We start from the raw sequence: 23,084 nt of genomic DNA on the forward strand, positions 1-23,084 counted from the left end.
CGCTCAATCCTTACGTGTACTGCACCTTCCCCGTGTTCCGTGTCACGGTGCGTCCACGAAGGCCAGTACGAAGTCGGCGCGGGCTGACTCGACTCCGTTGATCTGCAGAGAGATCGCGTGCTGCCCGGGGTAGTAGCGGCGGGTGGTGATCGGCCGGAACGAGTGCTCCCGCGTCACCTGAATCCGTTCGTCCGGTGCGAGGGTGCGGGTGGCGAGTTTGAAGGTCTTGCCGGTCTGACCGCCGTTGGCCTTGCGGTGGTGCACGATGTAGTCGATGGTGAGCCGGGCCTCGGCGTCACCGGTGTTGCGGATCGAGGCGGTGAAGCGCACGCTGCCGCCGAACGGGACGGTGCCGCGGTCCAGATGGGGTCCGTCGACCTCCAGGACGGCGGGGGCGAAGCCGAGCAGGTCCAGCGCGCCGGGGTGGCCGCGCTTGACGAGCGTACGCAGTCCGTGGCGCACCAGGCGCTCGGTGGTGGCGTCGGGATCGTCCAGCCAGCGGCGGGCCGTGCCGATGACGATGTCGGGGTGGTCGCGGCTGAGGTCGTTGAGATGGTTGGCGACCGAGCGGCGTACGTACTCGCTCTCGTCCCGGTAGAGGGCGTCCAGGATGGGCACGGTTGCTCCGGGGCGCGCCATGATGTCCGGCACACGCACCGACCAGGGAAGGTAGGGGCGGGTGCCTTCGGAGGCGAGTCGGCGCACGTCGACGTCGGCGGAGCCGGTCCAGCCGTTGATGATGCGGAGGGAACGGTCGAGGTCGTGCCGCAGCAGTGTCCTGATGGCGAACTCCGAGGAGAGACGCCCGGTGAGGTCTGCGAGCAGCGCCATCGCGTCGTCGAAGGCGGCGGCGCTGCCCTCCTGGACAGCACGGGTGGCAAGAGCGCTGGTGACCGGCCATATCAGCCATCCAGTGAAGTGCGGGGCGTTGTCACGAGCGGAGCGGATGGTCCGGGCCAGTGTGGCGTGGTCGCCGGGCAGGTCCGTGAGCAGAGCATCTCGCAGCAGGTCGGCGCGCTCCCGGAGGGACAGTGGGGCAATCTGCTGCGGCGCTGCGCGCAGTGCCGCGAGGTCGGCGTCCGGAGCGGCGGTCCGAATGGCGCGTGTGAGGCTCTGAACGGTGTGGCGGCCGATGAGTTCGTCGGCGAATGGCATGGGGTCTCTCCCGTCACGCGAGGTGGTGCAGCGCGGTGGTGAGCTGCCAGTCGACGCTGTCGTGGTCGATGGTGGCATGGACGGGCGAGTCCGCCATCTCGCCGGTGATGCCGGCGGCTCCGGCGCGCGCGTGTGTGCCAGGTTGCCGTAGGCGACGATCTCGAACTATGCGTCCGTCGTCGGTCTCGACGATGCGGCGCCAGAGGAAGCCCGGCGTGCGCTGGAAGCAGGCGTCGATGTCCGGTTCGCCGTGACGAAGTCCTGCGTGCTGTATCCCGGAGTGGGGCGCAGGGTTGTCACTTCGAGCGTCTCGGCCATGGTGTGTTCCCTGTTCCGTGAAAGAGCGGTGTTCATCCGGCGCCGACCCTGCTGTTCCGGGGTGCGGCATTGAGGGAAGGGCAGTGCCTTCATGGGTGTGGGAGTGCGGTACGGGGTGCTCTCGGCCACCCGTGGCTGTCCCTGCACTGGCATCGGTCGCCTCTTCCCCGGTCTGCACCGCGGGCCGGTACCACGGTGCCGGCCCGCGGTGCCGGCCGGGGAGAAGGGGTTCAGCTGTGCCAGCGGACGAAGGCCCGGGATGCGAGGCCGTTGATGGTGATGTCGCCCTGCTGGAAGCCGACCATGGACTCGATCATGCTGTGGGGTAGTCGAGGCTGGGTGCCGTGAGCGAGTCGAGCTCGGTGATCTGCCCCTCGGAAAGCGTGACGTCGAGCGAGGCGAGGTTCGCGACCAGGGGACGGCTCGCCGACCGGTCAGCAGGATGAAGGTCGTCGACGGCGTATCGCTGGACCGAGGAATGCCATACGAGTTGCCCGCTCAGGTTCGCGGCGATGTTGGACGCGTAGTCGAGTGCGGCGGCGTGAACCAACGGCGGCACCGCTTGCTTGGCAAGTTCCTCGCGGAGTTCCTGCCTCGCCGCCACGACTGTGTTGAGGTGGCCGGCGGCCAGCGCCGCCACTTGGTCCACGGCTTCCTGGAGTGAGCAGTTCTCTGCGTTCCGGAGGATCGTGACGGCGTTGTACTGGTAGCCGACGAGGGTCTCACGCCGGACGGAGAAGACGTCGTTGACCATGGCTATGTGCAGTGCTCCGGCCCGGCGCAGTCTGTTGACAGCGCCGCAGGTGCGCACGGAGTCGGGCAGCAGCACGGGAAGGCGCAGTTCGTCCAGGTCCCACAGCCAGGGCATCCCCACCGAGTACATCCTCCAGCCGAGGTACGCGTCGAGGTCGGGAACAGCCCCTTCGGCGCTGAGGCGGGCCTCGGTCGCGTAGGAGCGAAGGAACGCCCTGAAGTGCCGCAGGAAGGCGTCGCGCCAGTGGGTGGGTCGTCCGCGGGAGGTCTTCGACCACAGGTCACCCAGTGCCCTGGCGACCGGGGGCTTTGCGGGAACCGGCATGCCTCGCAGTACGTCGCAGAGCTCATCGACGGCTGCCACCCGGGCCGACAGCCTCTCTGTGAGATCGTCCTCGTCAAGTTGGTCGTCGATACGGAAGGTGAGGGCAAGCCACTCAAGACCGGTGATCAGCGTGTCAAGGTCGGCGCGAGGCCACACGTACGCCCCTGACAGGTCGGCTCTGGTACGCCGCATCCGGATGCGTGCCTTGTCGGTCGGCGCCAGGGCATAGGCGTCGATCCACCTCCACATCGCCCGGGACGCCCGCTCCAGGTGCGGATTGCATTCCACCGGAAAGGGCACTTCGAAGAGGGGCATTCTGAAGTCGGTCATGAGGACTCCGCTGGTTGAACTGGCGCTGGGGTTGGTTCCCATGTGATGCCGCTCGCTTCCGCATCACCGGCCGATGTGGCGGTTGTACCCATCGGGGCCCGCTTCGGTCACCATGCCGGCCCGGCGGTAGTACGCCATGGTGAGCACGTCCGGAGCAACCGTCATCACCGCCTGAGGTTGCGGGGTACGGGATGAGCTTGTTCCGCTTTGACGGACACCATCGGTGTGGTGGTCGGGTCGCGAGGGTGGCCTCGTCGTGGGCGGGTGGATCGGCCTCGGGTCGAACACGAACGGCGTGCTCTTCCCGAATGATCCTGTGACGGGTCAGCCCTGATCGACGAGATCGTTCGCAAGGGCGCTTGGCGGTTGCTCGCCCCGCCGGCTGCGGCGACGGCCCGTCGCACGTTGCCGGTCCGGCGGCGCACGGCTCAGTTCGTGTAGCGACTGACTGTCTCCGGATGGATGACGAGACGGACCTGGTCCGCGGCCAACATCGCGGCGAGCGCGTCGGCGCGGGCCGGGTCGTCGAGGTCCCAGTAGCGAGCGGCCAGGCGGGCGCAGAGGTCGTGTGCTCCGTCGCGTTCCACCGTGGTGCGGCCGGCGACCGACAGCCAGCGCTCACGTTCGCCCACTGGGGCGGCGACGACGATCGAGGCGCGGGGGTCACGGCTCAGGCGCCGCACTTTGAGCGAGTCCGGGGCCGTGAACAGTTGGATCGTGCGGTCGGCAGTGGCCTCGAACCACACCGGTCGGGGCTGTGGCGGGAGCGGTCCCCCGGCCACGGACAGGAACCCGTGCAGGGGGCGTCGAAGGAACGCGAGGTCCTCGGGGGTCAAGGTGTCGGTGCTCATCACAGTCCTTCTGATACGCGAGGGGAAAGCCCATCCGGCGTGCCGCCGGTCTCGGTCAGGACCGCGGCCGCGGTGTCGGCGGTATCGATCGACGTTCGACGGCCGCAGGGCGGCCCACTCCAGCGCCGGGGACGAGAGTGGTGCCGTTGCTCATGATGCCGATTGAACACGGCCGACTCGGACGAGCCCATGGGCGGGAAGCCGAATTGCCTGTGTATTCGTCTAACCTCGCTGAGGTGGACGTGTTCAGTGATCTGATCCGTGGGGTACGAGCCCACGGCTCGTTGTTCGGCAGTTCGACCCTGTCCCCGCCCTGGGCACTGCATTTCGTGGACGGCGCGCCGCTGACCCTGTGCACTGTCCTCACCGGGACGGGCTGGATCGTGCCGGAGAGCCGTCCGCCCGAGCCGCTGCGCGCCCGCGAGACGGTCGTCGTACGCGGCCCGGCGACGTTCACCTTCGTCGACGAGGTCGGCACCCGCGCCGAACCGATCGCGTGCGGCGAACACTGCGCGGCCCCCGGACAGGGCGGGACGCGGCACCGGCGCGGCTGGAGTGACCACGGCGGGGACGCCGCTGACGGCCGCGGCACGACGACCCTGATCGTCGGCGCCTATCCGCTGCACGGCGAGATCAGCCGCCACCTGCTGGACGCGCTGCCCGCCGTGCTGCGCGTGGACGCCGGGGGGACGGCCGACCCCGTACTGGACCACCTCGCCGCCGAGGTCTCCGTCGACGTCCCGGGCCAGCAGGCGGTGCTCGACCGGCTGCTGGACTGGATGCTGGTGTGCACGCTGCGCGAGTGGTTCGACCGGCCCGGCGGCGAGCCCCCGGCCTGGTGGGCCGCCCAGCGGGACCCGGTGGTCGGCGACGCGCTGCGCCTGCTGCACACCGAACCGGCGGCACCATGGACGGTCGCCGCGCTGGCCGAGCGCACCGGGGTGTCGCGTTCGACGCTGGCCAAGCGGTTCGCCGACCTGGTCGGCGAACCGCCGCTGACCTACCTCACCCGCTGGCGCATGACACTCGCGGCAGACCTACTGATCGAGCAGGATGCCGCAACCGTCGCGGACATCGCCCGCGCGGTGGGTTACTCCGACCCGTTCGGGTTCAGCGCGGCGTTCAAACGGGTTCGGGGCCTCAACCCGAGCGAGTTCCGCCGCACCGCGACACCGGCCTCCCCGGCGGCTGAGCGTTCCGCCTCGATCTCCACGCCCCGGAACTCGGCCGCCGCGGAGCCGAGACGCTGATCCAGGTTCTGACCGAGCGAGAGGAGAAGAACAGCGTGGCCATCGCCTCGCAGGAATCGTTCGGCGGCTGGACCAAGACGTTCACCGATCCCAGGCTCTGCGCGGCCATCGTCGACCCACTCACGTTCAACGGCACCATCACAGAAACCGGCACCGAGTCCGACCGGCTCGGCCGCACGAAGGCCAAGCAGCAAGAACCGCGCAAGCAGTCATAGCGAGCAAGCACGGGACGAGCCTGGGGAAGCAATGTCAAACGTGTGGCTGGGAGCCGCACCGTCACGCACGAGCCCAGGGCGCAACCGCTGATGACCGTCCGGTGGCGTTCGGCCGATCAAGCGCGGTCGTGGAGCGTGACCTGGTAGCCGTCCGGGTCGGCGAAGGTGAAGGTCCGACCGAAGGGGCCGTCGATCGGTGTGGAGACGATGGTGTGACCGTCGGCGACGAGCGCGTCGTGGATGGCCTGGACGTCGGTGGCGTGGAGCCAGATCGCGGCACCGATGCCGGGCTGGGCGACAGATGCGAGATCGGTGCCGGGAATGATGTCGCGGAGTGCGAAGGCGATCGGCTTCGTCTCGAAGACGACGGCGTGCGGAGGTCCGGCCGGCGAGCGGACGAGGCCCAGGTACTGCTCGTAGAACGCCTGTGAAGCGTCGAGGTCGCGCACTTGGAGCGAGATGAAGTCGGGGCCGGTGGCGGGCATGAGAACGCTCCTTGTTTCGTGTCAGTTTTCTGACACGCAGGAACCTATGTCAGAATACTGACATGAGTCAAGAAGGTGTCGGCGTCGACCTGGAGACGTCACTGGGCTACCTGCTCAAAGAAGCGTCGAGCGCCCTCCGCGCGGCCATGGAGGAAGTGCTGCGGCCGCTCGGGATGAGCGTGACGCACTACTCCTGCCTCGAGCTGCTGGCGCAACGACCGGGCTTGTCGAACTCCGAGCTCGCCCGGGGCGCGTTCGTGACACGGCAGACGATGAACGTGCTGCTCCAGGCCCTGGAACGAGACGGCTACGTGACAAGGCCCGCGGAGGCACCCGCCGGGAAGGTGCTTCCCGCGCGGCTCACGCCTCGCGGCCGACGAAGCCTCGAGAAGGCGAGCGCAGCCGTCCGGTCCGTCGAGGCCAGAATGCTGGCCGGCCTGACCGAGACCGAGCAGTCGGACGCGTTCCGGATCCTGCAGAGCATGATCCATTCCCTGCGCGGTGACAACGAAGGTGCATAGCTCGTTCCGCGGCGCGTTCCGCCGGCGTGGACGGTCGCGCGATCAGCAGACAGAACAACGAACGGATAGGTGAAACTCGTACGCCCCACGTTTCGAGCCACAACTGCACCTGGACCTCCCCGAGCCGTACCCACGACCGCGGCCGCGACCGGCGCCGTCGGCATCGCCGAACAGCGGCCGCGGGCCCGAGGGAGGGTACCGGTTTGGGGCGTGAAGGACCGCGTCCGACAGGCGCGTTCGGGGTCACCGCCGGGGCCGGCGGTGACCCCGACACGGCCGTGACCGTCGTCACGCGCGGGAGCCGCCCTTTCTCCCGGGAATGTCAGGTGGCGGGCACGGGGAGAACCGCCAGCGGCACATGGTGCTGACCGGAGTGGATGTCACGGTCACGCAGCGACGCCTGGCTGACGGGACGCGGGAAAGAGATCTTGACGACGTTCAGCGACGGAATGCGGAACACCTGCACGTCCGCCTCGTCGAGTCCGTAGAGCCGGGCGACCGTGCCCTCGTTGAGGAACGTCTCGTCGGCGGCGATGCGATAGCCGTCCGCGTCGCGCATGAACAGCTCCATGGTGACCCAGAACGGCCCGGCGTTCTTGGACCGGACCTCGTACGCGAGGTCGCCCAGTGTGGTGGGGGCGGTCTCAGCCATGGTGGGAGGCCTCCTCGAATTCGGTGCGGAACATGTCGGTGGGGGTGATGGTGTCGACCACGTGGTTGAGCACGAACTCGTACGCCGGACCGCGCTCGACCTCGGCCGGTGAGGTGGCGAACGCCAGGCTCGGCAGGTAGTCCATGTCGGCCGTCGGCAGGTGCAGCATCAAGGGATTGGCGATCTTCGCGACGGCGGTGGCGGTTTGCTGGTCCGGTGCGTTGACAAGGAGCATGGCTCCCACCTCGCGAGGCGGACCCACTGCCGGATCCAGATCCCCGAGGATGGCGTTGTGCCCGTAGAGGCGCAGGTCGAAGGCGTACTTGTCGTGGCCGAGGCCGATCGTCTGCTCCACCCGCTGCCTGATCATCGTGCGCATGAGATCGGCCCAGTCGTCGATGTGCGCAAGAATGTGCGGATCCCGGATCGCGCTGAACGACATCGTCTCGTAGCCGGTGATCCGGGCGCCTTCGAGCTTGATGGTGTGCTGGTCGGCGACATGGAACCGCGAACCCTCGACCCGCACTGTGCGGTCGTCCAGGGCGGTGTAGACGGCCTCACGGACGTCCAGGGTGCCGTCCGGCTCGCGCATCCGGAACGGGTCCACCGTCTCGTAGAGCATGTGGGCGGCGACCAGGATCGGTGTGCAGGCGACCGTCGGATCGAGCGGCTCGATGGTGAAGCCGTCGGCGTCGATGGTGGCCAGCACCCCACCCGCGCGCGGATTGCTGGTGCACTGCCCGCCGCACTCGATGATCTTGGCAGCGTGCCATGTCGGCCCGCCCGGCATCCCCTTCATCAGCGGATGGGCGGCGGCGATGGCAGTATCCGTGGCGCGGCCGGCGAGCACGACCTGCGCACCGGCCTCGAGCGCGTCGACGATCGGCTCGTGCCCCATCGCGCCCACGATGTGTGCGCAGCTCTGCAACGTCTCCGGCTCCAGTTCGCCCAGCGGAGGCAGGGCATGGATCCGGCCCTCCTCCAGGCACTTCAGGAGCGCGCCGGTCGCCTGCTCGCTGTAGATGCGCGCCACCCGCAGCCGGAGTCCCTCGGCCGCCAGGATGTCGGCGACGATACCGGCGACCCAGTCGACACCGGAGTCGGTTCCGCTGGTGCCGCACGAACCCACGATCAGCGGGATACCGGCGCCCGCCGCCGCCTTCAGCAGGACCCGCAGGTCACGGGCGACCGCGGCACGGGTGGTCTTGGGCTGCGACGCGCCGAGATAGTAGGGACCGGAGTCGGTGCTGCCCCCGTCGACGGAGATGACATCGGCGCCGAGCGCCAGACCTCGCTCGATCGTGGCCTCGGGAAAGCCGGCTCCGAGCATGCCGGTCGGTGCCAGGACCTTGACCTGGTCAACCCGTTCGTTGTCCATGTTCCTCTTTCTGTCGGTGCCGGGCACGTGGCGGGCGGGTGTCACCCGTCGACCCGGGCAGTGGGGGCGTGGGGCAGCAGGTGGGCGTTCACCGCGAACCGGGGGCGGCCCGCGAGGGCGGCCACCACCTCGGCCGCGCCCTCAAGGCCCGCGGCCGCACGGGCTTCGGCGGTCTGGCCCGCGAGGTGGGAGAAGACGACGATTCCCTCGACGTCCCGCAGCGGGCTGTCGGCCGGGAGCGGCTCCTCGCCCACCACGTCGAGCGCCGCCGCGGCGATCTCGCCGGTGCGCACGGCGCTGGCAAGGGCGTGTTCGTCGACGACGGCCCCCCGCGCGGTGTTGACCAGCACCGCCGTCGGCTTCATCCGCCGGAAGGCGGAGGCGTCCAGGAGACCGCGGGTGCGGTCCGTCAGCGCGGTGTGCACCGATACGTAGTCGGATGCCGCCAGCAGCTCGGGGAGCTCGACGAACCGCACCGACGGGTCCGACCGCTCGTCCTCCGGCACACCGGTCGTGCAGAGCACCCCCATGCCGAAGGCGCGTGCCAGCGGCACCACGGCGCGCGCTGCCGCCCCGTATCCGATCAGGCCGAGCGTCGACCCGCGCAACTCGTGACCGTCCTCCCTCGGCCATCGGCCGGCAGCGACGCCCACCGCGCTCTGCACCAGTCGCCGCGCGGCCGCCAGCAGGAGACCGAAGGTGTACTCGGCCACGGCGTTCGCGTTGATACCCGGCAGGTTGCTCACCGTGATACCGAGCTTGCCCGCGGCGACGATGTCGATCGAGTCGTAGCCGACGCCGGTGCGCACGATCGCGCGCAGGCGGGGAGCTCCGGAGAGGACCCGGGCGGTCAGGGGATCATGGGCGACGAGCGCCGCGTCGATCCCGTCGAGGGCGGCGACGAGTTGCCCGGGACCGCGTCGGCCGACCAGCGGGGCGTGTACCGTCGTGTGGCCGTGCGCCCGGAGATAGTGATCCACCTCGTCGCCGGGCCGCAGGTAGTCCGTAGTGATCAGAATGCGGGGCACGGTTCCTCGTCTCTGGCTGCGTCCGGCGCTGGGCTCGCGCCGTGCTGCCGGGTCGGGCTGGTTAGTTGGCGAGGGACAGGACGGTGCTCCGCTGATGCACGCTGATCCTGACCACGACGATGATCGACAGCGAGGCGACCGTGGCGATGTCGATGAGCATCAGCGGCCAGCCGGTGATGTCGACCATCCCGCCGACCACCGCCGGGCCCAGAAAGCCACCGCCGGCCCAGCCGACGGTGTACATACCGGCGTAGGTCCCGAAGACCCGTGCCGAGGGTGCGAGGTTCCACAGGACCACCACCGCATTGACCAGGAAGCAGGTCGCGCCGGCCGCCGCGAGGCAGAGGGCCACGGCGGCCCCCGTCGGAGTCTGGAAGAGCGTCCCCAGCACCATGGCGCCGGCGAAGACCGACATGCCGACGGCCATGACCCGGAGCCGTCCGTAACGCTCGGCGAGCACGGCCGCCGGGTAGGCCGCCAGGATGAAGGCGATACCGCTGGGCAGGGTGAGACCACCGGCGGCTCCCCGTGACATGTTCAGGGCTTCCATCCCGTACGGCGTGATCAACGACCGGGACGCGGCCCATGCACTGCCGAAGAGGAGAATCGCGAGTAGCAGCAGGAGCCGGCTGCGATCGGTGTCCTTGAGGATCTCGATGAAGGTGTCCCGGACCCGTGGCTCGGTGCGCTCGGCACCGTCCTCCTCATCGCTCTCATCGCTCTCGGCCACCGCTGCCCGGTAGGCCGGGGACCGGCTGTCGCGCACGGTGGCCGCGAGCACCCCGATCGAGATCAGCATGATGATCGCGGGGATCGCGAACGCGAGGCTCAGATGGTTGTCGACCAGGAAAATGCTGATGAGCGCGGCGACGATGGCCGTGATACTTGCGGCGACCTTGACAGCGGCGTTGGCCCGGCTTCGTCGCTCGGGTGCGATGAAGTCCGGTACGAGCGCCTCGGCAATCGGCTTGAAGGTGTTGGCGACGAGCGCGTACGAGAACAGCACCACGATCAGCAGCGGCAAGGACCCAGCGCTGTGCGGAATGAGGATGAACAGCGCGGCGGCGATCGGCATCCCGACCACCAGGTAGGGCATCCGCCGGCCCCAGGAGGTCCTCGTCCGGTCGGACCGGTTGCCGATCCATGGCTGGATGAAGATGCCGAGCAGGTTGTCCATGCCCATCAGCATCCCCACGACGGCCGCGCTGGTGAGGTGCTCCCGCAGGAGCGGCGGAACCTGAGATTCGTAGAAGTTCCAGGTCGACTCCTGTGCGAAGACCGCGAGAGCGACCAGGAGCGTGATGCGCCGGGTACGTGTGCGCTGCTCTGCTGACACCGTCGTCATGAGGGTCGTCCCTTCGCGCCGCCACCGCATCGGGCAGCTGCTGGATAGGTCATCGGTGTTGGCGTGGGGGTGAGAGACACTTGTCCCGCGGCACGGCCGGGGACCGCTTCCCCGATGTCGAGCCGGCCCGCGGCGTGCGAACCAGGTGCGTCCTGTGCGAGCGGCGTCGGTCCGTTTCTCGCCGCAGGTGAGGCAGCCACTCCTCAGACTGGTCGCCAAGCGTCCTTTGCCTCCGGCGGCTGCTCGACGCCGCCCTCTTCGGGGACGGCCGGGGAGACCGGGTTCAGGGCCCGGTCGACCTCGACCACGAGGGTCAGGTCGTCGGTGACCCGGATCCGGCAGTCCGGCCCGAAGGAGCAGGACGACTCACGTTCCTCGAAGATCGCCGGACCTGCCAGCTCGGTTCCCGGCGTGAGCTCGTAGCGGTTCCATACGGTGGCTTCGAGCAGCCCGTGTCCCGGAAAGTGCACCGACCGTACTCCGCGGCCGGCCTCACCTCCTCGCGCACGGCTGCCCCCCGTCGACAACTCGTGGCCGGGCAGTTGCATGGAAAGCCGCCAGTTCACGACTTCCACGGCCCCGTCGAGGGAACGTCCGAACACGCCGCGGTACGTGGACTCGAAGACGGTCCGGATGCGTTCGAGACCGGCTGGGCCAAGGTCCCGCTCGGGCACGCTGACCTCGATCTCGAAGCCCTGGCCGAGGTAACGCATGTCGGCCGAGCGGTGTACCCGCACGAGCTCCGGGTCGCCGGGCTGGAGCATTTCGGTGGCGCGGGAGGTCATCTCGTCGTACAGCGCGGCCACCAGGTCCCAGTCGACATCGGCGAGAGGCGACGGGAGACTGCGGACCTCGTCGACCGTGGGAGCGGCAGCAAGGAGCCCGCAGGCGGACATCACTCCAGCCCGCATCGGCACGATCACTCGGGAGATCTTCAGCGACTTCGCCAGCCCGTAGGCATGGGCGGGTCCGGCTCCGCCGAAGGCCAGCAGCGCGAAGCCGGCGGGGTCCTTGCCCTGCTCGGACAGGTGCATGCGGGCGGCGGCGGCCATGCTTTCGGTGACCACCTCGACGATCCCGGCGGCAGCGTCAGCGGTGTCGAGTCCCAGGGGACCCGCCACCTCACGGGTCAGCGCCTTGTGGGCCTCGCGCGTCCGCAGCCGCATCTCGCCGCCGAGGAAGTTCTCCGCGTCGAGACAGCCGAGCAGGAGGTCGGCGTCCGTCACGGTGGGTCGCTCGCCTCCCCGCCCGTAGGCGACGGGGCCGGGCACCGAACCGGCGCTGCGCGGTCCCACCTTGAGCAGCCCGAGTGCATCGGGTGCCGCGATAGAGCCGCCTCCCGAACCGATCTCGATCATGTCGACGACGGTCAGGCGCACCGGCAGCCCCGAGCCGGGCTTGAACTTGTCGACCCGCCCCGCCTCGAAGGCGTGCTTGAGCCTGGGCCTGCCCCCCTGGACGACAGCGATCTTCGCCGTCGTACCGCCCATGTCGAAGGAGACGACGTCCTGCTCCCCCAGCGTCCGGGCGACGGCGGCAGCGGCGATGGCACCGGCCGCGGGGCCCGACTCGAGCAGCCGTACGGGGAACCGCTTGGCGTCCTCAAGGGTCGTGACACCACCGCCGGAGAGCATGATGCGAAGGGGCGCGTCGATCCTCATGGCGGTCAGGTCGTCCCGCAGGCCGTCGAGGTGGCGCGACATCAGGGGCTGCACATACGCGTTCAGGCAGGCGGTGCCGGCCCGCTCGTACTCGCCGATGACCGGGGCCACGGCGCTGGAGAGCGTGACGGGGAGGCCGGGGTGGGCCCACGCGACCAGGTCCCGCACCCGGTGCTCGTGCCCGGCGTTGCGGTAGGAGTGCATCAGGGCCACGGCCAGTGCTTCGATGCCCTGGTCCGCCAGATCCCGCACAACCGCGAGGACGGCACGCTCGTCGAGCGGTTCGAGTTCGCTGCCGTCCGCGGCGATCCTCCCGGGTATCCCGAGGCGCAGGTGGCGCGGCACCAGCGGCTGAGCCGGCCGGGCGAGCAGGTCGGTGGTGTCGAACCTCGTCTCCCGTCCCATTTCGAGGGAGTCGCTGAACCCGCTGGTGGTCAGCAGACCGACGACCGCTCCGGTGCGTTCCAGCAGCGTGTTCGTCACCAACGTGGTGCCGTGCACGATGCCCGCGACGTCTCCGGGGGCCGTGGAAGTCTCCTCCAGCAGGCGGACGATCCCCGCGGTGACGGCCTCGTTGGGAGCGTGGGGCGTGGTGGGCAGCTTCCCGGGCCAGACCAGTCCCCGGCGCGGGTCGTGCAGCAGCAGATCGGTGAACGTTCCGCCGACGTCGACGCCGATCCGGACCGTGCGGCTCATCGGCCCGCCTCCTCACGTGCCATTCCGCCCGCCGTCCGGGCTGTGCGCGGGTTCTTCCGACCGGCCGGGACGGTGTAGCCGGCGATCTCGTCGGCCATCAGGAGCTCGGGCTCGCGCTCCTCGGGGCGGCCGAACCCGCCGCCGCCGGCGAAGGAGATGACCACCGACGAGCCGGGGGCCAGCTGCGAGATCGACTTCAGTGGGATGCGCTCGCCGGAGTCCAGGACGACCTGTGCGGTGGCGCCGGGTTCACCGCCGGCCAGTCCGAGCGCCGGATGCTGCTCGCGGTCTCCGAGCAGCACCATCTGCACCGGTCGGCTCGTCGGGTTGCGGACCTCGATGTCCTGGCCCAGTCCTCCGCGGCGCCGGCCCCGTCCGCCCGATCCGGCACGCAACTCCTTGCGGAGGAAGTGCAGCGGAGACGCGGCCTCCAGAGCCTCGATGCCGCCGCTGCCGGAGTTGGTCGGGAAGGCGGTGGTGGACAGCCCGTCCGACTCCTTGGACGCGCCCATGCCCGCGTTGGCGAAGAGCATGAGACTGAAAGGCCGGCCGGAGTCGTCGACCCCCGCGAAGCGGACCCGCAGGGCGGGAGCGCCCCCGCTGTCGGCGATGACACGGTCGGGCAGCACCGGGGCCAGTGCCCGGTACACGGCGCAGGACAGGAGGTGGCCGGTGAGGTGCCGTGCCACGACAGGCGCGGGAAATCTCGGGTTGACGATCGTGCCCTCCGGCGCGGTGACCCGGATGGCGCGGTAGGAGCCCCAGTTGGTCCGCGTGGACGGATCCAGCAGGATCTTCAGCGGATACATGGAGTAGGCGCGGGTGTAGTTCAGCGTCGAGTTCGTCGCGAAGGGCACTTGGGGAGAGCTGCCGGTGTAGTCGATCTCGACCTCCTCGCCGCGAACGGTCACCGCGCACTCGATGTGCGTGGGGTGGCCTTCGACCCCGTCCGCGTCCAGGGCGGCGCGGTGGACGCCGTCGGGCAGGTCGCGGACGCCCGCCCGCATCGCGGCGTCGGTCACCGCGTGGACCCGGTCCGCGAACGCCTCGAAGTCCGGTTCACGGAAGTCGGTGAGGAACTCCTGGGCGCGTCGGCGGCACACGGCGTGTGCCGCGGCCTGCGCCTCCAGGTCACCCCAGACCTGGTCCGCCAGCCGCACGTTCGCCAGCAGCAGGTCCTTGACCCCCTGCTCGACCCGTCCGGCCCGGAACAGGCGCAGCGGAGGAATCAGGATGCCCTCGGAGAGCAGCTCGGACGTGCTCATCGAAGGTGTGCCACCGATGTCCGGTGAGTGCGCCACGGTGCCGGCGAACGCGACGAGCTGCCCTCCGTGGAAGACCGGGGAGATCACGGCGATGTCGGGCAGGTGTCCGGTGGCGATCCACGGGTCGTTCGTGACGACGCTGTCGCCGTTCTGCCACTCGTCCGCCGGGAACCGTTCGAGGACCAGCGCGGTCAGCGAACTCATCAAGGCGGCGAAGGCGGGGATGCCGGCCCGTGACTCGGCCATCGTGCGGCCCGCGCGGTCCATCAGGACGACGGTGTAGTCGTTCGACTCCCGGATGATGGTGGAGAAGGCCGTGCGCAGCATGGTGGAGGCCGCCTCGTCGGTGGCGGCGGCGAGCCGGTCCCAGCGCACTTCGAGGCCGACCGGGTCGGAGACAGGTCTGATCACGACGCCGCGACCTCCTCTTCGGCCGCGCGGCCGGCCGAGTCGCCGGCCGCCGCTCCCCCGCCGTGGCCGACGAGCGACCTCGCGGCGATCCGGGCCGCGATGGCCTTGCCCAGCCCCACCGTGGTCCCCGTGCCCCCGAGGTCGGGGGTGACCACATCGGGCTGCTCGTCCAGGACGCTCTCGATCGCGGCCACGACGTGCGCGGCGGCCTCGTGCTCGCCGAGGTGGGTGAGCATCATGGCGCCGCTCCAGATCTGGCCGACAGGGTTGGCGACACCGAGACCGGCGATGTCCGGCGCCGACCCGTGCACCGGCTCGAAGAGGCTGGGGAAGGAGCCGTCGGGGTTGATGTTGGCGCTGGGGGCGATGCCGATGGTTCCGGTGCAGGCCGGGCCGAGGTCCGAGAGGATGTCACCGAACAGGTTGCTGGCGACGACCACGTCGTACCGGTCGGGCTGGAGGACGAACTTCGCGGTCAGGATGTCGATGTGGTCCTTGTCGGCGGTCACGTCGGGGTACCGGGCGGCCATCTCGGTCGCGCGCTCGTCCCAGTAGGGCATGGAGATCGAGATCCCGTTGCTCTTCGTCGCCCAGGTCAGGTGCTTGCTCGGGCGGGTCGAGGCGAGTTCGAAGGCATAACGCAGGACCCGGTCGACCCCGGTGCGTGTCATGACCGTCTCCTGGACCACCGTCTCGCGGTCGGTGCCCTCGAAGATCCGGCCGCCGATGCTGGAGTACTCGCCCTCGGTGTTCTCCCGCACGACGTAGAAGTCGATGTCGCCCGGCCGGTGGTCGCGCAGCGGACTGCGGACGCCGCGCAGCAGCCGGACGGGGCGCAGATTGACGTACTGGTCGAAGCCCCGCCGCATCTGGAGCAGGCTGCCCCACAGCGAGACATGGTCCGGGACCACCTCCGGCCATCCGACCGCACCGAAGAAGATCGCCTCGAACTCGCCGAGTACGTCCCGCCAGTTCCCGGGCAGCATCGTGCCGTGGTTCAGCCAGTAGTCGGCGCTGGCGAAGCCGAACTCGGTGACGTCGAGTTCGAACCCGTGCACCCTGGCAGCGGCCCGCAGGCACCTCAGCCCCTCCGGGACGACCTCACGGCCGATCCCGTCGCCCGGAATCGCTGCGATGCGGTAACTCTGCGGCACGAACTCACTCCCAGTCCACGAATCGATGCGCAAGTCCGGTGGCGTGCACTCTGTCCAGAGGCGTTCCGGTCACGGCGCGGCTGGGTCCTACCCTGGCCAGCGGTGACGCTCGCTACAAGCCCGTCACCGGCAAGGTACGTTTTCCCGTATGGAAAGCTCTCGGCGTGCTGGTCGCCCCTGGTCCAAGAGCCGTTCTGTCGTTGACGACCTGCAGTTCTTCCACGTGGTCGCGTCGAGCGAGACGCTGACGGCCGCCTCGCGGGAACTCGGTTGCTCCCTGCCCGTCGTCAGCAAACGCCTCAGCGCGCTGGAGCGCCGCCTGGATGTCCGCCTCGTCCAGCGCGGCGCCCGCCGACTCGTGCTGACTTCGGAAGGCGAGCTGTACGCGGCGCGCGTCGAAGCGATCCTCGACCAGGTACGCGAGCTCGAGGACACGATCACCGACACGGCCGGCGGGGTGCGCGGGTCCCTGGTCGTCGAAGCCACACTCGGTCTCGGCCGCGCGCATATCGCGCCGCTGCTCGGCGAGTTCGCCGCGGCCCACCCGGGACTGCACGTCCGGATGCAGACGTCCGCGCTGCCTCTACGGCCCCACCAGCGTGAGTTCGACGTGGCCGTCCACGTGGGCATGCCGCCCGACTCCTCGCTGCGCATGCGGCGTCTGGCCAAGAACCGGCGCGTGCCCTGCGCGGCGCCGTCCTACCTCGCCGAGCACGGCACGCCGGCCGGCATCGAGGATCTGGCGCATCACAACTGCATCGTGCTGCGGGAGAACGAGAGCGATTTCGCGCTCTGGCGCTTCGGGGACGCGGACCGTCCCCGGCATGTGCGGGTGCACGGCAGCCTGTCCAGCAATGACGGTGACGTGGTGACCGGCTGGGCACTGGAGGGCCGTGGTGTGATCATGCGCTCGGAGTGGCACGTCAGGCCGCATCTGGATCGCGGCGAGCTCGTCCGGGTCCTGCCGAACCTGTCGACACCGGCCGCCGACATCTATGCCCTCCTGGCGGAGGACGGCCATGTCCCGCGACGTGTCAGCGCACTCATCGACCACCTCGCCGCGCGGCTCCCGCTGCGTCTGGAACACGCCAAGGACCAGTCCGCGGTCACGCGGAGCGCCGGATAGTCCCCTGCCTGGTGACCGGCATACCTGGCGAAGCCGGAGTCGAACCGTCAAAAAGCCCTCGGGTTCCCCGTGAGGCGGTCGTCAGTCCACTGAGAAGGGCGTGGCGAGTCGTCTTCCGAACAGTGAGGAAGCCACCCGGCGTCACCACCGGTTACGGGCCAGACCCGCCCGTTTGACAGACCTCTTCCCGGAGCGGCTGGGTTCACAGCGCGCCGCGGCCGACCGCGGAATCCCTCGCCGACACGCTCCCCCTCGCTGCGGAACGGTCCGCATCACGCACGGACTCCTACTGGAGCGACATCCTCGACGGCGGCACCCTGTGCTGCTACCGCTCCGGCGCCATGCCCATCGAGGCCCACATCTCCCAGCGCCTGCTCACGGTTCACACGGCGGGCCGGGCCGGGTGGTGCCGTGGCTGCGACCACCGCCCGGCCCGGAGTCCGTCAGGCCGGCTGCATGAGCGTGGACTGTTCGTGCTCGCAGGCGTCGCCGATCCCGTAGGAGCCCCAGGAGGGGAACGGGTCGTTCGCGGGGAGGCCCTCCCCCTCGGCCAGCAGACAGCCCGCCAGCGCCGCCTTGAGGGCTTCGGCCTGCAGACCGGTACCGATGAAGACCAGTTCCTGGCCCTGGGCGTCATCGCGGACGCCGGAGGGTTCGAAGCGGGCCACGGAGCCCGCCTGGGACCACAGTCCGGTGATCCGCGGACGGCTGGCGAGCCAGAAGAAACCCTTGGAACGCAGGATGTGCCCGAAGGCGCCGCTGTCGAGTTCCTCGGTGACGAACGTGAACAGCCGGCCCGGGTGGAAGGGTGCGTCGGAGCGGAAGACGAGGCTGGAGATCCCGTATTCCTCGGTCTCCGGCACGTGGTCGCCGTTGAGCTCCACGACCCAGCCCGGGGCCTGCTGGGCGCGCTCCAGGTCGAACAGTCCGGTCCCCAGAATGTGCTGGGGCGGCACCTGTCCGTGGACTGCGGTCACGATCCGGGCAGCCGGGTTCAGCCGGGCCAGGGTGGCCCGCAGGCGCGACGCGTCGGCCGCCTCGACGAGGTCGAGCTTGTTGAGCACAAGGACATCGGCGAACTCGATCTGGTCCATCAGCAGGTCACTGACCGTCCGCTCGTCCTCCTCGTACTGATCCAGCCCCCGCTCCGCCAGCCCGTCACCGTCGTCGAGGTCGGACAGGAAGTTCACCGCGTCCACCACGGTGACCATGGTGTCCAGACGGGCCAGTTCGCCGAGTGTGGCGCCGTCGTCGCGCGAAAAGGCGAAGATGGCCGCGACGGGCATGGGCTCGGAGATGCCGCTGGACTCGATGAGCAGGTAGTCGAAACGGCCCTCGCGCGCCAGCCGGTCGACCTCCTCCAGCAGGTCGTCGCGCAGGGTGCAGCAGATGCAGCCGTTGGTCATCTCGACCAGGCGTTCCTCGGTCCGTGAGAGAGCGGCCTCACCGCCGCGCACCAGCGCCGCATCGATGTTGATCTCACTCATGTCGTTGACGATGACCGCGACCCGCAGCCCCGCACGGTTGGTGAGAACGTGGTTGAGCAGCGTGGTCTTGCCGGCTCCGAGAAAGCCCGACAGCACGGTCACCGGCAGCCGCCGGTCGGTGGCATGCATCGTGCTCATCCCCCGGGGCGCAGCAGACCGCGCTCGTACGCCTTCACCAGGCGCTGCGGCACCATGTGAACGGCACCGTCCACCGTCACCGGCACCAGCTGAGGCGTCGAAGCCTTCCACTGCGCGCGCCGGTGACGCGTATTGCTGCGGGACATCTTGCGCTTCGGGACCGCCACGACCAACCTCCTGGAACAAGGGGAACGGACCACGACGCTACATGAAAACGGATTCCATTACCAAATAGCCTTAGGCTTGTTACAAGCCGCCACGCCGCTCACCGCCCCCTGGGAGCGTGGGTCAGTAACGAGCAAGCGGCTCCGTTGCTGTGACCGGCGATCGGTTGCTGCGGCCCCGTCCGGGCCTGTGGGGCTCTGGCGGGGGCCCTGTCGGCCGGGTGTTCGGCCGACAGGGCTCGTCACGTGACCGGGGAGGCCCGGCCGGCCAGCCGGCCAGGGCGGCGGTCCCTGCCGTCCCTGCGTGCCGGAAGACCTTGAAGTTCGCTTGGGTCTTCGGCTTCGGGCGGGCCTTGGCCGCCAGCTCGGCGATCTCGACCTCGGTCCGTTCTTCCTTGTCGATCAGGCGGCCGTAGCTCATCACCTTGCGCTTGGAGGCGTTCGCTTCGAGCTTGGTGCCGTCCAGGGCGACGCGGCCCATCTTGACCATGCCGAGCTTGGTCGAGAGGTGCAGCGACTGGGTGAACAGGTCGGCCAGGGCATTGAGGTGACGGCGGCGGAACCGGGCGATCGAGCGGAAGTCCGGGGGCCTGGCCGGCGGCCAGGAACCGGAACGCCACGTCGTCGGCGCATTCTTTGTGCTCGGTCGCCCGGGAGGAGCGGACACCGGTGGTGCAGCCGAAAATCAGCAGGCGCGCCATCAGCCGGGGGCCATAGGGCGGGTGACCGCACTTCTCGGTGCAGTGGGCCAGAAGCGGGGAGATGTCGAGTACCCCGTCGACCAGGTCTGCGACGAACCGGGCGAAGCGGTCCTCGGGCAGCCAGTCGTTCAGCGAGGGAGGCAGCAGCAGGACCTGGTGCGGGTCGAACGCCTGAAATGTCTTGCCCACCGCCGCCAGACGGCCCTGCAGCCGCTTCGCCTCGACCGGCTCGACTTCGAACAGCCCATCCCCACCACGCATACCGGGGTTGTCCCGCACGAAAGATCACGAGACGCAGGCGGGTGTCCGTTACCGAGACACGCTCCTAGCTGACCTGCTGCAACGCCCAGTAGTGCGGCTCAATGGGGGCCTGCCTCACCACGATGCGACCGGTTACGCCGGGAGCGTCCACCAGCTTCCCCCACGAGTTGGATCGGTCGCCGGGGGTGTGCTCGATGTCGGCCCACACCACGCTGCCGGGCCCGGCGGAGCCGTAGGAGACGGTCCACTCGGCGTACTTGTCAGCGCAGTCGCCGACCATCACTCTGTAGTCCGTCGTCAACCTCAGGCAGGTGCGCGGGTTGGAACCCGGCGCGGAGACTTCCATCGTTCCGTTGGGGCGTTGCCGTACCTGCCAGTTCGCCGAGGTGGACCCGTTGTCCGTGCAGGCGCCCAGCGACACCATGCCGATACTCGCGTGCGTTGTGGGCCAGACCAGGCACTTGCCGTCCTTGAGAGCCGCGAACCGGTAGACCCCGTCGACGAGCGGGGCGGCGTGGGCGGGTTGTGCAAGTGCGGCAGTGGCCGCAACCGCGGCGGCCATGACGGCGATGACGCGTGAACGCATGGGATGGGACTCCTCGAACAGTCGTGGTCGAGCCGACCGCACGGCACAGACGCGGTCGATACACATTCCGCCGGAGACAGCGACGGCACCGATCCTGGAACGCCCGCCCGCCCGGTAGCAGTCTGCGATGGCCGCTGCCACTCGCCTGGCCGAGCCGCATCACCCGATGGCGTGGCGGTTCGGGGCTGTGGCCTCGCCTCGCCGAGGAGAACCCCATGAGCATCCACGCTTGGCAGTTACGTGCCCATCGTCCGCGTGCACCTCATCCCGGCCCTCGGCAGAGAAGCGCTCAACCGACTCACTCCGGCGGACATACGGAAGTTCCTGGCTGACTACCCCGAGTACTGCGCGATGCTCCACCGCTCACTGCGGCCGGGCGGTCGGCTACTCCTCCAGCAGATGTCGCGCGGCAGGGCAAAGCCGGGCGGCGGCGCGTTCATCGAGTCCTGCATAGCGCCTGACATGATCACGCACCCGCTGCCGGCGACCCTCGCGCACCTGGAACTGAAGACTCTCTCCTTCCTCGTCCTTCTCAACGTATTCGTGACGCTCGGCATGGGCAGGGACAGTGCACTCGCCGCGCAGAACGCCCGGCTCGCCGACGCCGAGAAGCAGCTCGCCCATGCCGTGGCCGAGCTCGACTCCGACCGGCTGGCAGCCATCGTCAAGGGCACCGCCGCCCTCTCCGGGTGCGGCGAACTGCGGGCCGGCTGACGCCCAACTCCCGCTGGTCGAGCGCGGACCTCGCCCAGAAGGCGGTCAACCAGCTCGTCGACCAGAACAAGGCCCGCGTCCAGAAGTTCGTCCAGGACTCCGGCAAGCCCGGAAAAGCACAGCGGCTCACGCTCACCGGCACCTATGGCAACGGATCACCGGGCGACAGCATGGACCGCCTCGGCAACCACAGCCCAACCACCGGCAACCGCTTCACCGTGACCCTGGCCGCCAAGAAGGGCCATAAACCGGGCGGCTTCTACGTCCTGACCGCCTACCCGCTGTAAGGAGCCCGGCATGCACGACCCCGCAGCACAGCGGGACGACACCGTCTTCGACTTCGGCGTGACCGCGCTCGGCGGGTCCTTCCACGGCGACTGGTGCCTCGACGCCGAGGACGAAATGGACCACGTCCTCACCTACCTGGGTCCCGAAGGCGACCCCGCCGGCCTGGCCCTGCTGATCGAGGACCTCCTGCGGCTGCGGGACTCCGGCCTCGACGACAGCGAGCTGAGCCTGCTCTGGCACGCCACGGACCCACCGTACGGCGGCGCCCCCGACTTCCGGGGCGCCGCACGCGCCTGGTTCGACCGGCTGCTCACCCTGATCGTCCCCCTCGCGCGGGGGCGCGGCGCGTCGGAGGCGTCCCTCACGTCCTGCACCCCGTGTGTACCGGACGGCACCAGCCCGGCGGCGGCCCAGCACCGGCGGCTGGCACCGGAGGTCCTGGAGCTCATCGGCCTGCTCGACCAGCGCGCCCAGGGTCCCGGGTCACTCGACCGGACCCGGGAGGCGCTGGCGCGCTGCGCCGAGACGGTCTGCCCGGAGTTGGCGTTCCGCTTCCTGCTGCACGCCGCCAACCGGTTCTGGTCACGCCTCTCAACCGAGACCTACGGCCGCCTCGAACGCCTCAGCACGGCGTTCGGGCACGGCCCGCACGTGGTCGACGCGCTCCGCTACCTCGTCGAATGACAGCGAGGATCTGTTTTGTGGCTTCTCCGCCGGGTCCGACTCACCGACTGACCGACGCCGACTGGCTGTCTTGTAGCCGATGGCCTGGCCGAACCATGTCGAACTCGCCGCTGGACGAGGCGACACGTCGGTGTTCAACAGTCCCCCGCAGAAAGCGGTTGCGCCCTTCCCGGCCACCCGGCGCAGTGTGCGACTGTGTCGTGGTGTCCGTGGCAGTTCGGGGTGCATTCGGCGGTCATGCCTGGCAGCTTGCCGGTTACTTGCGCCGGCCAAGTACCGCAAGCGGGTCGCGCAGCGGGCGGCGGCCCGGCAGGACACGAAGAACCGGCAGAGTTGACCCATGTCCGTCATCCTCGTCCTCATCTGCCTTGCCCTCACGACCGCAGTGTGGTTCTGGAGCCGGCCGCTGTTCTTGGGCACGTGGCGGCGCAGCCCCGCCTGGTTCACCTGGAGTGCGGTGTTCCTCCTGATGGGAGCCGGTGTCACCTACCTCATCGGCTCCCTCCCCGGGGCATCACTGGACCCGAGGGAGGCATGCCACAAAGCCGGCCAGGCCTACGACCGGACGTACCGCAGGACGAACTTCGAGGAGTACACACGGTGGTTCCCGCTGCACGACAAGTGTCACGCGGGATACGACCTGGTCCCCGCCTGGGTGAACCCGGCCCTGGCCGCACTCCCCGCCCTGGCGCTCCTCTGCCTGGCCTACGCCGTGCTCCTGGCCGTCATCCAACGCCGGACCGAGAAGAAGGGCACGTCATGAACGATCTGCGCAGGCGCCGTGTGCTCGGCGAGCCGGGCGCGCTTGATCAGGCGGTTTAGCGGCGAGCGATTCTGCCAGGGATCGTCGGTGATCAACACCCTGCCTGGGCCGAGCTGTTCGGCGACTTCGTCGCGAACACCGTCCCGGGCCTCGTCGACGCACCCTCGGGCGCCGTTGACCAGGTGCTGCAGTCCTGCACGGGTCGCGGTGGCCGACCCGCTCGGGCAAACTTCTTCGCCCACAACTCCTCGCGCCTGACCGATAGTCCGGACAACGAGGCAGGCGGCCATCAGCCGGACTTGGCGCGCCAAGTCCTTTCGGAGCTCCTGCTGACCACCCCGCAGCCACCCCACTGTGGGCCATAGCCCGCGGGGCTGCT

Annotated in this window: 20 protein-coding genes and 3 pseudogenes; 8 read left to right on the forward strand and 15 right to left on the reverse strand. The window is 69.5% G+C overall.

All coding sequences use genetic code 11. The features are described 5' to 3' along the window. Window positions 1-42 precede the first annotated feature (42 nt). From E4N63_RS03700 to E4N63_RS03710, 3 genes are all read right to left on the reverse strand, one after another. Entirely contained in the window at window positions 43-1,155 is a 1,113-nt protein-coding gene (locus E4N63_RS03700; RefSeq protein ID WP_125621350.1) for a DNA alkylation repair protein, read from the reverse strand. 631 nt (window positions 1,156-1,786) lie between these two features. Continuing rightward, window positions 1,787-2,923: a sesquiterpene cyclase gene (locus tag E4N63_RS03705; protein WP_308188638.1), complete on the reverse strand. Its 1,137-nt coding sequence runs from the start codon at window positions 2,921-2,923 to the stop codon at window positions 1,787-1,789. Window positions 2,924-3,309: 386 nt separating this feature from the next. Continuing rightward, the gene (locus tag E4N63_RS03710) at window positions 3,310-3,732 is read right to left on the reverse strand and encodes a pyridoxamine 5'-phosphate oxidase family protein (RefSeq protein WP_230239877.1); all 423 of its coding nucleotides are present in this window, start codon (window positions 3,730-3,732) and stop codon (window positions 3,310-3,312) included. A 236-nt stretch (window positions 3,733-3,968) separates the two neighbouring features. Between E4N63_RS03710 and E4N63_RS03715 the strand changes: the two genes are divergently transcribed. After that, window positions 3,969-4,982 (forward strand): AraC family transcriptional regulator, encoded by a 1,014-nt coding sequence (locus E4N63_RS03715; RefSeq protein ID WP_230239878.1) that lies wholly within the window; start codon window positions 3,969-3,971, stop codon window positions 4,980-4,982. Further along, window positions 4,952-5,197 (forward strand): annotated as a pseudogene (locus E4N63_RS03720) (ATP-binding protein); the annotation flags it as partial. The gene E4N63_RS03715 and the pseudogene E4N63_RS03720, both read left to right, overlap by 31 nt. A gap of 116 nt (window positions 5,198-5,313) precedes the next feature. Here the strand turns inward: E4N63_RS03720 and E4N63_RS03725 are convergent. Beyond that, window positions 5,314-5,682, reverse strand: a complete 369-nt coding sequence (locus E4N63_RS03725; protein WP_125621359.1) for a VOC family protein — start codon at window positions 5,680-5,682, stop codon at window positions 5,314-5,316. Between the two features lie 62 nt (window positions 5,683-5,744). Between E4N63_RS03725 and E4N63_RS03730 the strand changes: the two genes are divergently transcribed. Next, window positions 5,745-6,203 carry a MarR family winged helix-turn-helix transcriptional regulator gene (locus E4N63_RS03730; RefSeq protein WP_230239879.1) on the forward strand — a complete coding sequence of 153 codons (459 nt, stop codon included), beginning with the start codon at window positions 5,745-5,747 and terminating at the stop codon, window positions 6,201-6,203. 322 nt (window positions 6,204-6,525) lie between these two features. On the opposite strand, the gene E4N63_RS03735 is transcribed toward E4N63_RS03730, so the two are convergent. From E4N63_RS03735 to E4N63_RS03765, 7 genes are all read right to left on the reverse strand, one after another. Further along, window positions 6,526-6,855 carry a DUF4387 domain-containing protein gene (locus E4N63_RS03735; RefSeq protein WP_125621365.1) on the reverse strand — a complete coding sequence of 110 codons (330 nt, stop codon included), beginning with the start codon at window positions 6,853-6,855 and terminating at the stop codon, window positions 6,526-6,528. Further along, entirely contained in the window at window positions 6,848-8,233 is a 1,386-nt protein-coding gene (locus E4N63_RS03740; RefSeq protein WP_230239880.1) for an acyclic terpene utilization AtuA family protein, read from the reverse strand. Before E4N63_RS03740 ends, E4N63_RS03735 begins: the two co-directional genes overlap by 8 nt. Window positions 8,234-8,274: 41 nt before the next feature. Further along, window positions 8,275-9,261: a phosphoglycerate dehydrogenase gene (locus tag E4N63_RS03745; RefSeq protein ID WP_230239881.1), complete on the reverse strand. Its 987-nt coding sequence runs from the start codon at window positions 9,259-9,261 to the stop codon at window positions 8,275-8,277. 61 nt (window positions 9,262-9,322) lie between these two features. Next, on the reverse strand, window positions 9,323-10,606 hold the full coding sequence (locus tag E4N63_RS03750) for an MFS transporter (RefSeq protein WP_230239882.1): 1,284 nt from the start codon (window positions 10,604-10,606) through the stop codon (window positions 9,323-9,325). 203 nt (window positions 10,607-10,809) lie between these two features. Continuing rightward, on the reverse strand, window positions 10,810-12,963 hold the full coding sequence (locus E4N63_RS03755) for a hydantoinase/oxoprolinase family protein (protein WP_230239883.1): 2,154 nt from the start codon (window positions 12,961-12,963) through the stop codon (window positions 10,810-10,812). Continuing rightward, window positions 12,960-14,639, reverse strand: a complete 1,680-nt coding sequence (locus E4N63_RS03760) for a hydantoinase B/oxoprolinase family protein (RefSeq protein ID WP_230239884.1) — start codon at window positions 14,637-14,639, stop codon at window positions 12,960-12,962. The genes E4N63_RS03755 and E4N63_RS03760 overlap by 4 nt, the downstream gene beginning before the upstream one ends. Further along, on the reverse strand, window positions 14,636-15,793 hold the full coding sequence (locus E4N63_RS03765) for a tartrate dehydrogenase (protein WP_230239885.1): 1,158 nt from the start codon (window positions 15,791-15,793) through the stop codon (window positions 14,636-14,638). Before E4N63_RS03765 ends, E4N63_RS03760 begins: the two co-directional genes overlap by 4 nt. Window positions 15,794-15,941: 148 nt before the next feature. Between E4N63_RS03765 and E4N63_RS03770 the strand changes: the two genes are divergently transcribed. After that, window positions 15,942-16,919, forward strand: a complete 978-nt coding sequence (locus E4N63_RS03770; RefSeq protein WP_230239886.1) for a LysR family transcriptional regulator — start codon at window positions 15,942-15,944, stop codon at window positions 16,917-16,919. Window positions 16,920-17,362: 443 nt separating this feature from the next. Here the strand turns inward: E4N63_RS03770 and E4N63_RS03775 are convergent, their stop codons facing one another. The 4 genes and pseudogenes from E4N63_RS03775 to E4N63_RS03790 all read right to left on the reverse strand — a co-directional run bounded on the left by E4N63_RS03775 (window position 17,363) and on the right by E4N63_RS03790 (window position 20,256). After that, window positions 17,363-18,544, reverse strand: coding sequence for a GTP-binding protein (locus tag E4N63_RS03775; RefSeq protein ID WP_230239887.1), 1,182 nt, complete (start codon window positions 18,542-18,544; stop codon window positions 17,363-17,365). Continuing rightward, entirely contained in the window at window positions 18,541-18,711 is a 171-nt protein-coding gene (gene rpmF, locus E4N63_RS03780; RefSeq protein WP_125621389.1) for a 50S ribosomal protein L32, read from the reverse strand. The genes E4N63_RS03775 and rpmF overlap by 4 nt, the downstream gene beginning before the upstream one ends. A gap of 352 nt (window positions 18,712-19,063) precedes the next feature. Continuing rightward, window positions 19,064-19,652: pseudogene (locus tag E4N63_RS03785) on the reverse strand (transposase); the annotation flags it as partial. A gap of 82 nt (window positions 19,653-19,734) precedes the next feature. Further along, window positions 19,735-20,256, reverse strand: a complete 522-nt coding sequence (locus E4N63_RS03790; RefSeq protein WP_230239888.1) for a hypothetical protein — start codon at window positions 20,254-20,256, stop codon at window positions 19,735-19,737. A gap of 327 nt (window positions 20,257-20,583) precedes the next feature. Between E4N63_RS03790 and E4N63_RS03795 the strand changes: the two are divergent. From E4N63_RS03795 to E4N63_RS03810, 4 genes and pseudogenes are all read left to right on the forward strand, one after another. After that, window positions 20,584-20,760 (forward strand): annotated as a pseudogene (locus E4N63_RS03795) (SAM-dependent methyltransferase); the annotation flags it as partial. Window positions 20,761-20,945: 185 nt separating this feature from the next. Beyond that, window positions 20,946-21,257, forward strand: coding sequence for an RNase A-like domain-containing protein (locus E4N63_RS03800; protein WP_230239889.1), 312 nt, complete (start codon window positions 20,946-20,948; stop codon window positions 21,255-21,257). Window positions 21,258-21,267: 10 nt separating this feature from the next. After that, on the forward strand, window positions 21,268-21,942 hold the full coding sequence (locus tag E4N63_RS03805; protein WP_230239890.1) for a hypothetical protein: 675 nt from the start codon (window positions 21,268-21,270) through the stop codon (window positions 21,940-21,942). A 340-nt stretch (window positions 21,943-22,282) separates the two neighbouring features. Continuing rightward, the gene (locus E4N63_RS03810) at window positions 22,283-22,705 is read left to right on the forward strand and encodes a hypothetical protein (RefSeq protein ID WP_230239891.1); all 423 of its coding nucleotides are present in this window, start codon (window positions 22,283-22,285) and stop codon (window positions 22,703-22,705) included. The last annotated feature ends 379 nt before the right edge of the window (window positions 22,706-23,084 follow it).

Origin of the sequence: Streptomyces sp. MNU89 (genome assembly GCF_020982505.1) — a bacterium.
Classification (GTDB): domain Bacteria; phylum Actinomycetota; class Actinomycetes; order Streptomycetales; family Streptomycetaceae; genus Streptomyces; species Streptomyces xinghaiensis.

Bases quoted from the DNA above. Each gene is read 5' to 3' on its own strand.
- E4N63_RS03700 (WP_125621350.1), bottom strand. From the start codon at position 1,155: ATGCCATTCGCCGACGAACTCATCGGCCGCCACACCGTTCAGAGCCTC.
- E4N63_RS03705 (WP_308188638.1), bottom strand. From the start codon at position 2,923: ATGGGAACCAACCCCAGCGCCAGTTCAACCAGCGGAGTCCTCATGACC.
- E4N63_RS03710 (WP_230239877.1), bottom strand. From the start codon at position 3,732: ATGAGCACCGACACCTTGACCCCCGAGGACCTCGCGTTCCTTCGACGC.
- E4N63_RS03725 (WP_125621359.1), bottom strand. From the start codon at position 5,682: ATGCCCGCCACCGGCCCCGACTTCATCTCGCTCCAAGTGCGCGACCTC.
- E4N63_RS03730 (WP_230239879.1), top strand. From the start codon at position 5,745: ATGAGTCAAGAAGGTGTCGGCGTCGACCTGGAGACGTCACTGGGCTAC.
- E4N63_RS03735 (WP_125621365.1), bottom strand. From the start codon at position 6,855: ATGGCTGAGACCGCCCCCACCACACTGGGCGACCTCGCGTACGAGGTC.
- E4N63_RS03740 (WP_230239880.1), bottom strand. From the start codon at position 8,233: ATGGACAACGAACGGGTTGACCAGGTCAAGGTCCTGGCACCGACCGGC.
- E4N63_RS03750 (WP_230239882.1), bottom strand. From the start codon at position 10,606: ATGACGACGGTGTCAGCAGAGCAGCGCACACGTACCCGGCGCATCACG.
- E4N63_RS03755 (WP_230239883.1), bottom strand. From the start codon at position 12,963: ATGAGCCGCACGGTCCGGATCGGCGTCGACGTCGGCGGAACGTTCACC.
- E4N63_RS03770 (WP_230239886.1), top strand. From the start codon at position 15,942: ATGGAAAGCTCTCGGCGTGCTGGTCGCCCCTGGTCCAAGAGCCGTTCT.
- E4N63_RS03775 (WP_230239887.1), bottom strand. From the start codon at position 18,544: ATGAGCACGATGCATGCCACCGACCGGCGGCTGCCGGTGACCGTGCTG.
- E4N63_RS03790 (WP_230239888.1), bottom strand. From the start codon at position 20,256: ATGCGTTCACGCGTCATCGCCGTCATGGCCGCCGCGGTTGCGGCCACT.
- E4N63_RS03805 (WP_230239890.1), top strand. From the start codon at position 21,268: ATGCACGACCCCGCAGCACAGCGGGACGACACCGTCTTCGACTTCGGC.
- E4N63_RS03810 (WP_230239891.1), top strand. From the start codon at position 22,283: ATGTCCGTCATCCTCGTCCTCATCTGCCTTGCCCTCACGACCGCAGTG.